This is a genomic window from Streptomyces sp. NPDC001914, assembly GCF_042891215.1.
GTDB lineage: Bacteria > Actinomycetota > Actinomycetes > Streptomycetales > Streptomycetaceae > Streptomyces.
Map to the genome: position 1 here is coordinate 84470 of NZ_JBIASW010000001.1, position 15793 is coordinate 100262.

Consider the following 15793-nt stretch of genomic DNA (forward strand, 5'->3'; position numbering starts at 1 on the left):
GGCCCGCCCAGAATGGGACGGGCCCACCCGACGACGTTCTCCAGGAGCAGGACACCACCATGGCGAGACAGCGTGAGCAGTACGGCCGGTTCTACGAGGGCGACTTCGGCCTCAGCGCACTCGCCGGCAAACTGTCGACGGAGACAGGCTCCCCCGACGAGGCGCGGTCACTGCGCCTCGCGTCCGAAGTCGCCGCCGTCTGCGAGGGCGAGGGCGCGGTCGAACTGGGCGTGGACGCGCACTGCCTCCTGGACTCCCCGCTGCCCGACGAGGTCATCCGCACAGCGTGGCTCGCGGCCACGCACGGGCGCTTCGATCCCGCTGCGTACGAGTCGGGCGTCCGGGGCTGGCTGCACCGTCTCGCGGAACAATGGCCGGGCCGCGGACGTGAGCGGGCCCCCGGAGACTGGCTCGCCCGGCCGGACATCACGGAGGAGGAACTGCGCGCGGCCGTCACCGCGGAGATCCGCGCATCGGCGGGCTCGCTGGACCGTGCCGTCGCCGGGACCGGCCCCGCCGCCCTGTCACCCGGCACGGTCGCGGAATCCCTGGAGGCGATCGTCCGAGAAGGCGACGGCGACCTCGGGCTCAGGCTCCTTCTGCGCGTGCTGAAGGCATACGGCGTACCGGTCGGCAAGGAGCAGTACGACCGTCTCATGGCGTTGGACACCGCGCTCGGCTGGCCCGGGCCCCTGGTGTACGACGGCCTCAACGTCCTGTGGCCCCCCATCGACACCGCGCGTCGCGACGCCTCGGGCGACTTCGGTCTCTCGGCACTCGCGCCCTGGTTCGAAGGAGCCTGGCAGGAGGACCCCGTGCGCGAACGTGTCCGGCAGGCCGCGGCCGCCGACGACAGTGCCCAGACCCCGGGCTCGGCGGCGGCCCTGCTGCTCGCCGACGCGCGGCGCCTGCGCGACTCCTCGCTGTCCTCCGAGACGATCAGTGTGCTCTGGCTGTCCGTCTCGGGCCGGGGCTACAACATCGACCTCCTCGGCATCGACGCGCGGGACTGGCTCCGGCAGATCGAGGACGTGTGCGAAGAGCGCCTGCGAGACATCGCCCCCGAGTACCGCCACACCCCACCACCTGTCCGGACTGATCTCCGGGACGCCGTACTGCGGGTGGTGCGGGAAGCGAAACCGCTCCTGACGGAGGTGGAGATCAGCCCGCACTGGGAAGCGATTCCCGGCGAGAGGGCCCGGCACGCCATCGGGGAAGTCGCCACCGACGTGGACGCGGACCTCGGATTCCGGCTGTTGCTGCGGTTGCTCGCCGTGACGTCCCTGCCGCTCTCCCAGGATCAGTACAGTCACTACCAGGAACTCGGCAGACGGTTCGGCTATGGCGAGCACCACGTCACCGGGGAGCTGTGGCAGTCCGTGGAACACGCCTGACCGGCGGGCGGCCCGCGCCCACATGACGCACCCCCACCCCGTTCGAACTCCGTTGACAACGTCACGGCTGAGCGCGGCGGAGAAGATCCCGTCGAATTCACACGCCATCGGGGCGTTCCTCGGCGGAGGGCGGCGGGACCCGGACCTACGCGGTGCTCGCCGTGTTCTGGGAGGCACGGTTCTTGGAGGAGGCCAGGGCACGAGCGGCGGCATCGATTGTGCTCGCCTTTGCACTCAGGCACCCGAATAGCGCCTGGTCAGGGACTTCCGTCAGTGTCCCGAGACATTCGGCCTCGTGCCGACCCCGAACGGGGGCAAGTGAGGTGACTCGGAGTACTCGGGGCCAGGACGGGGGCTTGATGAAGTGAGGAAACGGAACGCTATGCCACGTTTCACGGAATTCGATTTGGCCGATGCCGTGCAGAGCCTCGACCGGCAGCGGCCCCAGCCACCGCGCGGCCACGCCGGGGGTGACGGCGAAAACGCCGCCGGGCCCGGCGCATAGGGGCGCACCACACCTTTTGCCGTTTCCAGGGAGATGACATGCATGCCCATGACAGATGGCGTGTAGTTTTTCTGTGCCGGAATTGATCACTTCTCAGATCACTGCGGCAACCGGGCTCCCCATCCCGCTGCCCCTCAAGCCGAAGGAAGCCCGCCAGGTGTTCAGACACCCCACTCCTGCGGCGGCAAGCCGGTCATCGGCCGGTGGACCCACCTCGTCGGCCTGTACGACGTCACCGCCAAGGAGATCGGCCTCTGCGTCGACGGCAAACTCGCCGGCACCTCCGACGGGACGTACGCCCGATGGAACGCCGCCGGTCCGTTGCGGCTGGGCCGCAAGCTCGCCTCCGGGACCTACGGCGAATGCACTAACGGCGCGATCAGCAACGTAGGCGTCTATCGGGCGGTGCCCGACACGGATCTGGAATCCGGCTCCGCCATGCAACCCACCTCTGCCCTGGGAACCTTCATGAGACGCAGCACCTTCCTGGCCGCGGCCACGGCGACCGCCCTGTCCGCATCTCTGTTCACGGGAATCTCCCCGGCCCAGGCCGACGGCACCACCGACGGTCCGGTCCTGTCCGACGCCGACGGGTGGTACGAACCGGGCCTGCTCTACGTCACGGCACATTCCGACAGCCCGATCACCCGCATCACAGCCCACTTCTCGCCGCTGGACGCTCCGGACGGAGCCCCGGAGGCCGGATCGACCGAGGACTTCATCCAGTACTCGGGACAGGACGCCCGCTCCGGCGTCTGGCGGGCGCCGGTGCACCTGGCCGAGCTCGGCGACTACCGGGTGACCGTCGATCTGCAGGACGCCTCCGGCGCCACCGTCACCGGGGCCCTCTCCCCGCACACTCTGCACTACCAGACGGTCATCAGGCTCACCGGCGTCACCGCCACCCCGAATGTGCCGGACTACCTCCACCAGAACGTCTCCGTCAGCGGCACCGCCGTCGCCCGCGACCCCCGCAACCCCGAAGTCCCGATTCCCGCCGACGGCGTCACCGTCGACGTCGACGCCGGACACATCCACACGACCGCGACCACCGCCGAGGACGGCCGCTTCACCGCCACCTTCGTCCCCACCATGACATTCTTCCAACTGTGGGTCTCACCCGAGGCCTCCAGCCGCTACCCCGGAGCGATCCGCCCGCCGGTGTCCCCCCAAAGCATGCACACCGCACAGGCACCGATCCGTTTCTCGGTCAGCACCCACGCCCTGAATCTGCAGCAAGGTGCGACGGGTACCGTCACCGGCCACGCGGAGATCCAGACCGCCTCGGGCTGGCAGCCGCTGCCGCACACCCCTATCAACCTCCAGGACCACACGTACGTGGCAGGTCAGACGACCACCGACAGTCAGGGCAACTACACCCTGCGCGTCTCCTCGGAGAACCCCGCCCCGAGCGCCGAAGTCATCGCGGGCACGGGCGACATGCCCTTCCAGCAGTACGCCACCGAACCCTTCAGCCTCCACGTCGCCTACACCACCCACATCGGGCTGAGCGCATCACTCGACGACGACGGGTCCCTGCGAACTCACGGCTACGTCTACTACGAAGACACCCGCGCCCACTGGCCCGCCCAGCCCACCGTCACCCTGCAGTACTCCAAGGACGGCAAGAGCGGCTGGAAGGACGCCGCCACCGTTCCCGTCCCGATCCACCACAACAAACCCCTGTTCGACGAGACGTTCACCCGCACCCTCACCAAGCCGGACAGCGACGCCTACTGGCGCGCCCGCTTCAACGGCAACCCCGACCTGGGCACCAGCACCACCAAGCCCGTGCACCTCTACCGCTACGCCACCCGCATCACCGGCTTCCACGCCTCCCCCGACCCCGTCCGCAAGGGACAACCGATCAGCTTCGCCGGCACCCTCCAGTACAAGAAGGGCACCACCTGGAAACCGCTCTCCGGCGGCGCACCCACCCTCTACTTCAAACCGCGCGGCTCCACTACCTACCGCTACGTCTGCGAACTCGGCAGCGACCACAACGGCCACCTGTTGGGCAGAGTGAGCGCCAAACAGGACGGCACCTGGGCCGTCGCCGTCAGCCGCCAGACCGGAAGCCACTACCTCGCCAGCACCAAGGTCACCGACTACGTCGACGTCCGCTGAAACGCGTCACAACGGATCGAGCGCGCCGCCCCTTCTGTCCGGCCGGCCTCGTGAGTGCGGGGCCGGCCGACTGAGTGACACGGTGCGCGGAAGATGGCCGTGCGCCGCCGGGCCGGTGCGGTGTCACAGAGATCGATGGCACGCAGTTCCTCGTACAGGTCGTCCTATTGGGCGTCAACATCGGCGAAGGCCGCCTGGCCGACAGTCGATTGGACTGTCACAGCCCGCCTGTACAGTCCGCCCGAAACCACAGGCGGCTACTGAAGGAGCACAAGTGTCAAGGACCACCCCACCCAGACCTGTTGACATCGCATCCATATTCCCGGAGCTGGCGCCGTTGGCCAGGCAAGCCGTCCGACTGCACCCGCGCACGGGTCGGCCGACCGTTCACGACAGCTCCGTCGGCGGACCACTCCTGTGGCCGGCCGACGAAGAATGGCCGACCTGCGCGAAGGAACACGACAACGCGCACCCGCCCGTCTCTCTCGGTGACATCCGGCAAATGCGGGCACTGCTCGACGCGGCCTGGCTTCGCCCTCGCGACCCTCGCGAGTGGCTCCTTAACCCTGACGAGCGCGAGTATTTCGCCAAGCTCCGGGCAGGGCATCCGGCTCACACCGAGCCGAACGCCCTGCTGCCGGTCGCCCAGCTCTACCTCCGCGACGTCCCGGGACTCGCGGGACCCGATGGTGCCGACCTTCTGCAAGTCTTGTGGTGCCCGCTCGACCACCACAACGCGCTTCCCGCGGCGCGCCTCGTCTGGCGAAACGCAGCGAGCGTCGGCACGTTGCTCACCGACCCCCCGGAACCCGCAGACGTCGAGCACTACGGCAACTACGTTCCCGAGCCCTGTGTCCTGCACCCCGAGGTCGTCACCGAGTACCCGGCACCGTACGACCTCCCGGCGGACCTCGCCGACCGTCTCTACGCCTGGGGAGAAGAGCAAGAGGAGGACATCGAGGAACCGGCACCGGGAGAAGAGGAGGACGAGGACCCGGACGACGGCCTCGGCGGCACCTACTACCAGTACGAGCTATCGGTGGCTCCCGGTTGGAAGATCGGCGGCTGGGGCTCACTGGACTTCTGGGACCCCGGCCCCAAGCACTGCGACACCTGCAACGCCCGGTACCAACCCCTGTTCACCATCGACTCCGGCGAAGGCAGCGGCCAGAACGAGAGCTGGACCCCTCTGGAAGACCTCGAGAAGCCGTCAGGTCCCATCGGGCTGAGCACTCCTGCCAATGCGCCGTTGGTGAAGGTCGGCAGGGGCTACAGCATGCAGATCTATGTCTGCCCGACGTCGTTCGATCATCCGCATCTCGAAGTCATACAGTGAACACGCCTGTATGTCCCGCCCGTCGGCGAACAGTTGGTGCCGATCGGTCTCAAGGCCGAGCAGAGATCCGCTACCGCCCTTGGACTCGTCCGTCAGATCATGAACCGAGCCAGGCCGGACCGAGGGCCTGCCTCCTTCGCGACTCGTCCCAACTTTGAAAGAGAAGTCATGCGTGTGCGTGGCGAGTTGGTGCCGCCTTGCGCAGTGACACCGCAGGGCGGGCGGACTTGGCCGTGGCCGCAACCACTGTCCGAAGACGCTGCAGCCACAGGGACGCGGTGAGGAGGAGGCCGGTGAAGATGGTCAACAACAGGACGGAGATCCACATCTGCCGACCCCCGGGAGACTCCCACCCTGTCCAGAGAGCCGACAACGCCCACAGAGCGACGCCCGCCGCATAGAAGGAACGGACCCTGCGCAACTGCCGCAAGGCCCGAAGGGACAGGAAGCGATCAGCCTTGGATGCCATGCCGGTTCGTGTACCCCCGTCACACACGATTCAGCGCCCCTATTTTCGTCCTCCTCTCCTCGTCGGCATCCGCACACGACACTTCAGCCCGCCGACGGCTTCGGCTCCCAAGGCAGCGGTCCCCTACCCTCCTGCCAGCGCTCCAGTTGCGGACCGTCGAAGCACACGATGCCGCACTGCTCCGCATAGTCGAGCGCGGGAGCGGTGAAGTCGCTGGTGGTGACCACGACGGCGACATCGGCGCCATGCACGGTGAAGCAGGTGCCGCCGAAGCGTTGCAGGTCCTGTGAGCCGACCCGGTTGCCGTCGCAGTACCGCTTGCACTGGATGACGACCGAGCGCCCGTCGGGCGTCCTCGCCACGACGTCGGCGCCCAGGTCGCCGGCCCCGCCCACAACCTCCACGTCAAGACAGCCGTCGCGTCGGCACAGTTCGGCCACCGCCTCTTCGAACTCGTACGGGTCCAGGGCCTCGTAGGCGAGCTCCACCGTGTCCGCGGGTGCCTCGGTCTCGGTCTCGGTCTCGGTCTCGGTCTCGGGAAGCAGGATGGTGGGTTCCGTGCCGAGGCGGCCGCCGAGGGCGCCGGCCCCGGCGGGGACCAAGCCGACGGAGGGGGCCGGTGACGCCGCTTCGAGCGCTTCGACCGCCGTCTGCGTGGCCTCGTCCAGGGCTTCAGCCGCGCGGCGCGCGATCCTGGCCGCCGATATGCGGCGCTTTCCGCGGTAGCCGGCCGTGACGGCGCCGACGCCCATGAGGACGAGCGCCACAGCCCAGGCGGGACGGTGCACGGCAGCCGCGGTCGCGGTGCGGGCGGCCGCGCCGACCAGAGCGAGGATGAGGGCAAGGAGGACGAAGTAGACGGCCGTCGCGCGGAGTTCGAACCGGCGGGAGTGGCGTGCGGTACGCCGGGCACGTGCGGGAACGGCCATGGTGATGTTTCCTCCCCTGGGACGTCAACGAAGATCAATTCGCGTCTTCCCAGGCAGCGGCCGTTCTATCAGGTTGCGTTGTGCATGCCTCGTCCGGCCCGAGGGCAGGTGCGGGCCCGCCACCCTCGTCCGGCATGTCGGGGTGGCCTTGCCACTGAAGCGCGCCTGCCCTCGTCGACAACCACCGACGACAGCCACGTCGACGACCTCGTCCACGTCCACGTCCACGTCCACGTCCACGTCCACGTCCACGTCCACGTCCACGTCCACGAACGCCGACGGCTGGCCATCGGAACGCACCGGACGAAGACCGTCCCGGGGTCCGGCTGCTTCACACCGACCCCGGAGAGCCGCTGACACCGCACGGCGGGCTGCTCGGCCCGGCGCCGGCACGGCGGACGGGGTCGGGGTCGGGGTCGGGGTCAGAGTCGGGGATGACCATGCACCTTGCTGCCCTGCGGCATGATCACGGTCGGGGTCGCGCGGGTACTATGGAGGTTCTGTCGGCCTTGAGGCGGTATGTCATGGAGAGCTGGGAAGGCAGATGGCCGCTCGTCGGGCGGCAGTCGCACCTGGACTCCTTTCGCGGGGAACTGTCGGCGGGCCACGTTCGCGGCTGGTTGGTCTGCGGGCCCGCGGGGGCGGGAAAGACCCGTCTGACGGAGGAGTTCCTGGCCCTCGCCGCCGCCGACAAGCGGCGTACGGTCAAGGCCGTGGCGAGCCGGGCCGCGGCTCAGGTACCTCTGGGAGCGATCGCCCACATCCTGCCCGCCGGGGTCGACATGACCGACCCGGTCCAGGGGTTCCGCGCCGTGGCACAGACACTGGCCGAGGCGTCCCGGCCCACGGTCGTCCTCGTCGACGACCTTCATCTGCTCGACAACTCCTCCGCCGCCCTGCTCGGCCAGCTTCTCGATTCCGAGACGATCGTCCTGATCGGCACCGCCCGCACCGGCGGGCAGCGCAGTGACGTCGTCGAGGGTCTGCTGCAGCGCGGCGACCACATCCGGCGCACCGATCTCGCGCACATGGTTCGCGACGAGGTCGAAGAGCTTCTCCAGCGCGTTCTGAAGGGCCCGGTCAGCCGCCACGCCCTTCACTCGCTGCTCAGCGCCAGCGACGGCAACCCTCTGTTCCTCAGGGAGCTCGTGCTGGGGGCCATCGCCCAGGGGAACCTCACACTCGACCGCGGAGTGTGGGACACGTCGAAGGAACCCCTCCCCGTCACCCCGCACCTCAGGGATCTGATCGCCGGCAGAATCGCCTCCTCGTCACCGGCCACGCGGCCCCTGCTGGAGACTCTCGCCTGCTGTCGCACGCTCTCCCTCTTCGATGCCACACAGCTCGCCGACCGCGTGGACCTGGAGCACCTGGAGCGGTCCGGCATCGTCGAGATCTCCGTCCAGGGGGCCAGAGTGAGCGTCACCCTGGCGCACCCCCTGTACGCGGAGGTCATCGCCGCCGACACCCCTGCGCTGCGGCGCTACGACATCGCCCTGCGCCAGGCCGAGCGCGTCGAAGCGCACGGCCTCAGACGGCGCGACGACGCCCTGCACGTCGCCTCATGGCTTCTGGCGGCCACCGGTACGGCCGAACCGGGCCTTCTCCTGCGGGCCGCCACCATCGCCATGAACTCCAACGACAACGAGCAGGCGATCGAGTTGCTCTCCGCGGTCAAGGCCGATCAGCACACCTGCGAAAGCCGTGTGCTGCTCGGCCGGGCGCTGATGCACACCGGCCGGCTCGACCAGGCCGAAGTCGTCCTTGCCGAAGCCGACGCCCAGGCCCGCGACGACTCCGAAAAGATCATCGCGGCGACGACCCGGTGCACCAATCTGTTCTGGTCCGATCCTGATCCGGCGCCGGCTGTCGCCGTGTGCGCCGCGGCCCGCGCCACCTTGTCCGACCAGGCGGCCGCCCAGCAGCTCCGTCTCATGGAGGGAGCCATGCTCACGGTGGGAGGCTCGCCGGTTCCCGGGCTGCGGATCCTGGACGACCTGCCCGACACCCCGCCCGAGGACGCTCTGGACGTGTGGCTGGCCACCATCAGCGCCAAGACCCTCGGGCTGACCTTCGTGGGCCGCGTCGAACGGGCCCGGGCCCTGGCCGAGGAGGCCAGAGCCGCCCACGAGGCGGTCGGCGAGGGCAGGCTGCTCCCCCATCCCGTCATGCAGGTGGCGCCGCTCGCGCTGTCGCTCATGGAGCAGGGAAGGATCGGCCAGGCCCGCGAAGTGTGCCTGGCCGCCGCCGACGGGCTGCGGGATACCCACGCGCCGGTGGCCCGCCAGTTCCTCGCTTACGAGAGCGGCCGGGCGGAGTGGCTGGCCGGCCGGCCCGTGAGCGCTCGCCGCTGGTACGCCGAGGGGGTCGCCACGGCCCGCGCGTACCGGCTGGACCGGGTCACCCGTCTGCACCTGTCGGGTCTGATGGCGTGCGCGGCACTCGTCGGTGACGTGGACGCGGCCGCCTCGCTCGTCAGCGACTACGAGGCCGTCGGGACGAGCGGCGGTCTGGCCGGCGAGGAGTCGCTCGGCGTGGCGTGGCTGCACGCGGCACGCGGTGAACTCAGCCGTGCCCGGGACCTGTTGCACGAGGCCGCGGACACCGCGAAGGACACCGGACATCTCGTCTCCGAGGCCCTGATCCTCACGGACATCGCTCGCCTGGGCGACGCGAAGGCGGTGCGCGAGCGCATGACCGAACTCTCCGCCCAGGGCGACGGGGCGCTCACCGCTGCGCGCGCACGATTCGTCGCGGCGCTGGCGGACAAGGATCCGCAGCGCCTCATGGCGTGTTCGGAGGAGCTCGACAGCATGGGGGCGGGGCTTCTCGCCGCGGAGTCCGCGGCAGAGGCTGCCAACGCCTGGAGGCGCAAAGGCGATACCCGCAAGGTGACGGCCGCGACGAGTCGGGCGACGCGTCTGGCGGACCGGTGCGAAGGTGCCCGTACTCCCATCCTGTCCGGCATCGTCGGCGCCGCGGAGCCCCTCACCGGGCGGGAACAGGAGATCGCTCTGCTGGCCGCATCCGGGAAGACGAGCAAAGCCATCTCCCAGCACCTGACGCTCTCGGTGCGTACGGTGGACAACCACCTTCAGCGGATCTATCTGAAACTCGGAGTCCGCAGTCGTACCGATCTCGCCGCGGCGCTGCGCTACGAGAGCGCGTCCGGGCAGCCGTAGCCCGGCCCCGCCGACGACGTCCGGACCGTGTCCGGCACTGCGGGCCGATGCCGCTTGTCGGTCGACACCCCCTCGCCGAGCGGGACGTGGATCGATCCGGCTCCGCCGCGGCGACCACTCCGGGTCACCGGCACGAGCCGGACCTCGAAGCATGGGGCTCCGCCGCGCATCTCCGCGGTCCGGGCGACACGTGTCGCCCGGACCGCGGGGATCGGCAAACCTGGTGGGGAGTCTGTGCTCCGCCCCCACCACCCTGGGCAATTTATGCGCCCGGGTGGCCTGGGCCCCGTTCAGTGAGTGGGTGCGGGATGGGTGTCCTTCTCGATCGTGGCCGCCAGGGGGGCGGCAGGGGTGCGGCGGGTGTGGCGCAGCAGCAGGGTGATGGCGACGGCGGCCAGGACCGCTGCTCCCGCCTCTGTGACGAGCGCCAGGTGCAGCCCGGAGGAGAAGGCGTCACGTGCCTGTTCGATCAGGGAGGGGTTTGCGGTTTCGGTGCCTACGACGTTGGCTGCCGCCAGTGAGGACCGCGCGGCCTCCGCGACAGGGGCGGGCAGGCCCTCGACGTCGAGGCTGCCGCGGTAGCCGGCGTTCAGGGCGCTGCCGAGGACCGCGATCCCCAGGGCGCCGCCGAGTTCGCGGGACAGGTCGTTCACGGCGGAGCCCACGTTCTGCAGGGCGGGCGGCAGGGCGTCGGTGATGGCCGCGGTGGCGGGCGTCATGGCCAGTCCCATGCCGGCGCCGAGCGGGACGAGCCCGGCCAGGATCAGCCAGTAGGAGCTGTCGGCTCCGAGTTCGGCGAGCACCAGCAGGCCGGTGGCGACCGCGATCAGACCGATGGTCCAGGGGCGGCGCGCTCCGTGTCGCGCGGCCAACCGCGGGGACAGCCGGGCGCTGGGGATCATGGCTGCGGACATGGGCAGGACGCTCACGGCGGCGACCAGGGCGCTGTCGCCCCGTACGAGCTGCAGGTACTGCATGACGACGAAGATGAACCCGAAGAAGGCGAAGAACTGCAGCGTGATCGACAGGGTTCCGGCCGCGAAGGGCAGGTTGCGGAACAGTCGGGGGTTCAGCAGGGGGTGGGGGTGCTTCAGCTCCCACAGGACGAACGCGGCGAGGATCACGACTCCGACGGCGATGCCGCCCAGTGTGCGGGTGCTGCCCCAGCCGTGCTCGGGCGCCTGGATGACCGAGTAGACGAGCACTCCCAGTCCGACGACGGTCAGGGCCGCCCCGATGGCGTCCACCGGCTGCTTCTCGGGTTCCGCCGACTCCGGGACGAACAGGTGGGTCCCGATGGCGGCCACGACGGCCAGGACGACGTTCAGCCAGAACACCGACCGCCACGACCACACCTCGAGCACCGCGCCGGAGGCCAGCAGTCCGAGTACGGCGCTGGCGCCGGCGACCGCCGCCCAGATGCTGACGGCCCGTGCCCGTTGCGCGGCGGGGAAGGTGGTCGTGATCGTGGAGAGCGTCGCGGGCATGACGAAGGCCGCCGCCACACCGAGCAGTGCCCGCAGGGCGATCAGCACGACCGGGTCCGAGGAGAAGGTGGCGGCCGCGGAGACGACCGCGAACACTCCCAGTCCGCCGAGGAGGGCCTTGCGCCGCCCGAAGCGGTCACCGAGCGTGGCCGCAAGCAGCAGGAGGGAGGCGAAGACGAGGCTGTAGGCGTCGATGATCCAGGAGAGTTCGGTCTGGCTCGCGTGGGTCTCCCGGGCGATGCCGGGCAGTGCGACGTTCAGTGACGCCATGGCGGAGACGACCGTCGCCAGGGCCAGGGAGGTCACGGCCAGTACCGCACCGTGACGCACCCTCCCCCGCCCGTGGACCTGACCTGTGGACGCGATGTCTGCGTTCATGAGGAAACATTCCTTGGATGGAAACCGGTAGGCCGCGGCGGCCTGAGCCTCTTTGTCGGAGACCGGTTCTCCGGAACCCTGTGACCGGAACCTGGGGCGGGTCCGGCCGATGGGGGATCTCGTTCGCTCGGAGAAGGCTCTCCTCGTTCGGCCTGTCTCCAGGCTGACAAGGACTGCGCTGCGGAACATGAGCAACCGGTACTCAGCGGGCGCGCTCCCGCACGAGCCGTCCGGCTACGCACGTGAGCGGCTTGTCGTGTACGGGCGCGCAGGGCGACCAACGGGCCGTCGACGGCGTTTGCGAGCTGGACGACGACACCGCCGCGACCACGGTCGACACCGCCGCGCAAACGGCAAGGCCGTCACCGGTCTCCAGGGCCCGGAAGGACAGTGCCGCGCCCCGCGCGACCTCGCCCCCGCATCATGGGCGGAAGCAGCCGTCCGCCCACTCCGGTCTGCCCGTATGTGGACGTGCGCGACATCCTTGGGGCAACCTGCCTCCCAGAGTGCCCCCGGTTCGTTTCACCCCCGCGTCGGAGGGCGGGGTGGCAGGGCAGGGCTGGATCCGGCGAGGACGGGGCACTCAGGAAAGCGGATGCCGCGCGGCGGACCCGCTTCGCGCCGGCAGGACGGCCGATCGGCAGGGGGATGAGGAGATGGCAGTGCCGGAGCACACGGAGGCTGGCGGGAGAGCCGCCCTGGATGCGCGTGCCGCCACGCTCACCGAGGCGCTGGAGGCCATCGGGGCTGGAGCGTACGTCGTCGACGAGCGGGGACGCATCATCGCGGTCAACGCCCGCGCCGAGGACCTGCTGGCCCGGACAGCCGACGATCTGCTCGGCCATGACGCGCACGACCTGCTCCACAGGGACGCCCACGGTCAGCCCCTGCCGAGGACCCGGTGCCACATGCGGCGGGCTTTCCACTCCGGCCGGATCGCCTGGGCCGAGAAGGACCACTTCGTCCGCGGGGACGGCTCCGTCCTGCAGATCTCCTGGACGATCACGCCCTACGACACAGGTGACGAGGCGAGCGGCGCGCTGGTGGTCTTCCACGCCCCGGCCCGAGGGCTGGAAGCGGAGGCCGTGGTCGGGCCGCTGCCGGAGTTGGAGCGGCTCGCACTGCTGGCGGAGACCACCACGCGGCTGGCCTCCACCCTGGACGCCGAGGAGGCGCTGCGTCGGCTGGTGTCGCTGGTGGTGCCACGGCTGGCGGACTGGGCCGTCATCGACCTGATCACCGAGCGCGACGAGGTGTGGCGCAAGGCCGTCGTCCACGCCGAGGGCGACAACCTGGTGTACCACGAGGAACTCCAGGGCCCGATGCCGCCGATCCCGGAGGGGTCGCCGATGCCGCTGTCGCGGGCGCTGCGCGGAGCCGCTTCCACTCTGGCCGGCCCCCAGACCTACCGGCGGGAGCCGGACTCGGGTATCGCGGTGGAGCAGCGCAGGCTGTTCGACGCCACCGGCATCCGCTCGGCAGCCATCGCACCCATCCGCAGCGCCCGCGAGGTCCTCGGAGCCCTCACCCTGGGCCGTGCGGGACATCCGGGGGACTTCACCCCGGCGGATCTGCACCTGATCGAGGACATCACCCGCCGTGCGGGCCTGGCTCTGGACAACGCCCGCCTCTACCAGCGTCAGCGCAAGGTCGCCGAGACCATGCAGAACCATCTGCTCCCCCAGATGCCGCGCGTGCCGGGACTGGAGATGACCGTCCGCTACCTGCCCGCGCCCGACGCCTCGCAGGTGGGCGGCGACTGGTACGACGCCTTCCCCCTGTCCGACGGCGCGACCGCCCTGGCCATCGGTGACGTGGTCGGACACGATCTGGAGGCCGCGGCGGGCATGGCGCAGGTCCGCAACATGCTGCGCGCCTACGCCTGGTCGCAGACCAAGCCCCCCAGCCGGATCGTCGAACGGCTCGACGAGGCGATCCGGCACATCACCGACGTCACCATGGCCACCATGGTGCTGGCCCGCCTCGAGGAGGCGGACCAAGGCCGGTGGAACCTGTCCTGGAGCAACGCCGGTCATCCGCCGCCGCTGCTGATCAGCCACGATGGCCTGGCCGACTACCTCACCGAGGGCCACGGCCTCCTCCTGGGCGTCACAGCAAGCCCCCGTCCCGACGCGACAGCCCTGCTGCCGCCCGGCTCCACCCTCGTGCTCTACACCGACGGCCTGATCGAAGAACTCGGCCACACCATCGACGAGGGCCTGCAGCGGCTGCGCCGGCACGCCGCCGCGCTCGCCCACCGCCCTCTGGCCTCCTTCACCGACCAGTTGCTGCGCCGGGTCCGGCCGGCCGCCAACGACGATGATGTCGCGCTCCTCGCCCTGCGGGTCCCGATGACCCGCGGGTGACCGCTCCCGGCCCCTCAGTTCCCGCAGGGCACCGACCCCATCTGGCAGTCGTACTGGAACCGCCGCATCTGGTCCGCCGACCGGTTGCTGTGGGGCCGGTCAGGGTTCGAGGGCCTGGGCGAGGGTGGGGTGGCAGGCGATGATCGTGTCGAGACCGACGATCTCCACGACCCGCCGGGCCGGCTCGGCCAGGGCCGCCAACCGGATCCAGCCGCCCGCCGTAGTGGCATCGCGGTGGGCGGCCACCAGGACGTTGATGGCGCTGGAGTCCATGAAGGTGACCGCTTCGAAGTCGAGCACCGTCAGAGGGAGGTCCTCCTCCTCAGGACGCAGTGCCTCGCGCAGCGTGGCGGCGGTGTCGGTGTCGAGTTCGCCGGCCAGGGCCAGGACGCGGATGCCGTCGACGGTGGTCCGGGTGATCGACAGTCGGGCCGGCTGCCCGGCCGGGTGGTAAATGTCTGCCACGCCCTTCGGAGTCCTTGTCGTACCAGGTCGTCATCTTCAAGTGAAGGTCCGTCAAGAACCGCATCCTACGGACAATGCGTCTGTGTGGCTGTGCCACGGGTAACGTCCGGGGCAGTGCGTAGACGGTGGCGGGCGGGGTATCTGGCGAGGACGTGGAAGCGGGCGCGGATGGGGCATTCACCTGAGGACATCGGTGACGGACATGTGGAGGGCCCGTCACCGATGGAGGCTTCGCTCGCTCTGGACGTCGACGGCTCTCCCCTGGCACAGGTCCGGCACCTCGCGGCGTCCTTTCTCACCACGGTGCGTGACGCGCACGGCGTCGCGGTGGTGGACGCGACGGTGGAGATCGCTCAGCTGATCGTGAGTGAACTGGTCACCAACGCCCGCAAGTACGCCCCCGGGCCGGCCGTCCTGCGTCTGCGGATCACCGGCGACGCGCTGCGGATCGAGCTGTGGGACAGCAACCCGGTGCCGCCCGCCGTGAGGGCCCCGGACCCCAGGCGGATCGGGCAGCACGGCCTGGAGATCGTCACCGCCCTCGCCCGGGACGTGACGACCGAGACGGCACCGGCCGGTAAGCGCGTCATCGCGACCGTGGCGCTCGGCGGGGCATAGCCCGGGCCGGCATCGGTCATGATCGGCATCGGTCTTGGTCGGGCCCGGCGGTGGCCGGGCACCGCCGGTGCGATCCGATCCGGTTGAACGGATACGGTCAGGAGCCCGAGACCTCCCAATTCCCGACGCCGGTTGGTCCGGCGATCACCTGCATCATCACGGACGAGAGGGGTACTTGCGCTTCACGCCGCACCCGCGCAAGGAAGGGAGGACGCCGTGAGCGAGCCCCGTCCCCAAGGCCCCGGGACCGGTGAGGGGCCGATGCCGAAGCCCGTACCGAGGGACCTTCCCGATCAGCAGGCCGCACCCGACGAGGACCCCTTGGACGTCGTCGGCGCGCCCGGACAGCCGACCGAAAGGCAGCAGCCCGAGGCGGAGCGACGCGAAGCCGAGGGCGAGGACGAAGACTCCCAGAAGCCCGACAACGAGGTCCCCGACACCGACGAGGCGGGCACCGGCCGCAAGGGCACCCCGCACTCCGGCAGCGCCCGCCCCGAGCACCCGATGCCCGACGAGCCGACCGACTGACCCGCCCGC

At 70.2% G+C, this 15793-nt stretch carries 10 protein-coding genes and 1 pseudogene; 8 read left to right on the forward strand and 3 right to left on the reverse strand.

Annotated elements, in window-relative coordinates; genetic code table 11:
• Window positions 1–59 precede the first annotated feature (59 nt).
• The 4 genes and pseudogenes from ACFYYF_RS00420 (at window position 60) to ACFYYF_RS00435 (ending at window position 5362) form a co-directional block, all read left to right on the forward strand.
• A complete protein-coding gene (locus tag ACFYYF_RS00420; RefSeq protein ID WP_388769723.1) occupies window positions 60–1394 on the forward strand; it encodes a hypothetical protein in 1335 nt (444 codons plus the stop codon).
• Window positions 1395–1980: 586 nt separating this feature from the next.
• Window positions 1981–2292, forward strand: a pseudogene (locus ACFYYF_RS00425) (LamG-like jellyroll fold domain-containing protein); the annotation flags it as partial.
• Between the two features lie 75 nt (window positions 2293–2367).
• On the forward strand, window positions 2368–4026 hold the full coding sequence (locus ACFYYF_RS00430; RefSeq protein WP_388769724.1) for a hypothetical protein: 1659 nt from the start codon (window positions 2368–2370) through the stop codon (window positions 4024–4026).
• Between the two features lie 274 nt (window positions 4027–4300).
• Window positions 4301–5362: a hypothetical protein gene (locus ACFYYF_RS00435; RefSeq protein ID WP_388769726.1), complete on the forward strand. Its 1062-nt coding sequence runs from the start codon at window positions 4301–4303 to the stop codon at window positions 5360–5362.
• 552 nt (window positions 5363–5914) lie between these two features.
• Here ACFYYF_RS00435 and ACFYYF_RS00440 read toward each other — a convergent pair.
• Entirely contained in the window at window positions 5915–6760 is an 846-nt protein-coding gene (locus ACFYYF_RS00440) for a restriction endonuclease (protein ID WP_388769727.1), read from the reverse strand.
• A gap of 524 nt (window positions 6761–7284) precedes the next feature.
• Between ACFYYF_RS00440 and ACFYYF_RS00445 the strand changes: the two genes are divergently transcribed.
• On the forward strand, window positions 7285–9942 hold the full coding sequence (locus tag ACFYYF_RS00445; RefSeq protein WP_388769729.1) for a LuxR C-terminal-related transcriptional regulator: 2658 nt from the start codon (window positions 7285–7287) through the stop codon (window positions 9940–9942).
• Between the two features lie 290 nt (window positions 9943–10232).
• On the opposite strand, the gene ACFYYF_RS00450 is transcribed toward ACFYYF_RS00445, so the two are convergent.
• Window positions 10233–11807 (reverse strand): MFS transporter, encoded by a 1575-nt coding sequence (locus tag ACFYYF_RS00450; protein WP_388769731.1) that lies wholly within the window; start codon window positions 11805–11807, stop codon window positions 10233–10235.
• Window positions 11808–12463: 656 nt separating this feature from the next.
• Between ACFYYF_RS00450 and ACFYYF_RS00455 the strand changes: the two genes are divergently transcribed.
• Window positions 12464–14173 carry a SpoIIE family protein phosphatase gene (locus ACFYYF_RS00455; RefSeq protein WP_388769733.1) on the forward strand — a complete coding sequence of 570 codons (1710 nt, stop codon included), beginning with the start codon at window positions 12464–12466 and terminating at the stop codon, window positions 14171–14173.
• Window positions 14174–14272: 99 nt separating this feature from the next.
• Here ACFYYF_RS00455 and ACFYYF_RS00460 read toward each other — a convergent pair whose 3' ends face one another.
• Window positions 14273–14638 carry an STAS domain-containing protein gene (locus ACFYYF_RS00460; RefSeq protein ID WP_388769735.1) on the reverse strand — a complete coding sequence of 122 codons (366 nt, stop codon included), beginning with the start codon at window positions 14636–14638 and terminating at the stop codon, window positions 14273–14275.
• 168 nt (window positions 14639–14806) lie between these two features.
• Here ACFYYF_RS00460 and ACFYYF_RS00465 point away from each other — a divergent pair, with 168 nt between their 5' ends.
• Window positions 14807–15256, forward strand: a complete 450-nt coding sequence (locus ACFYYF_RS00465; protein WP_388769737.1) for an ATP-binding protein — start codon at window positions 14807–14809, stop codon at window positions 15254–15256.
• A 216-nt stretch (window positions 15257–15472) separates the two neighbouring features.
• Window positions 15473–15784: a hypothetical protein gene (locus ACFYYF_RS00470; protein WP_388769739.1), complete on the forward strand. Its 312-nt coding sequence runs from the start codon at window positions 15473–15475 to the stop codon at window positions 15782–15784.
• Window positions 15785–15793 lie beyond the last annotated feature (9 nt).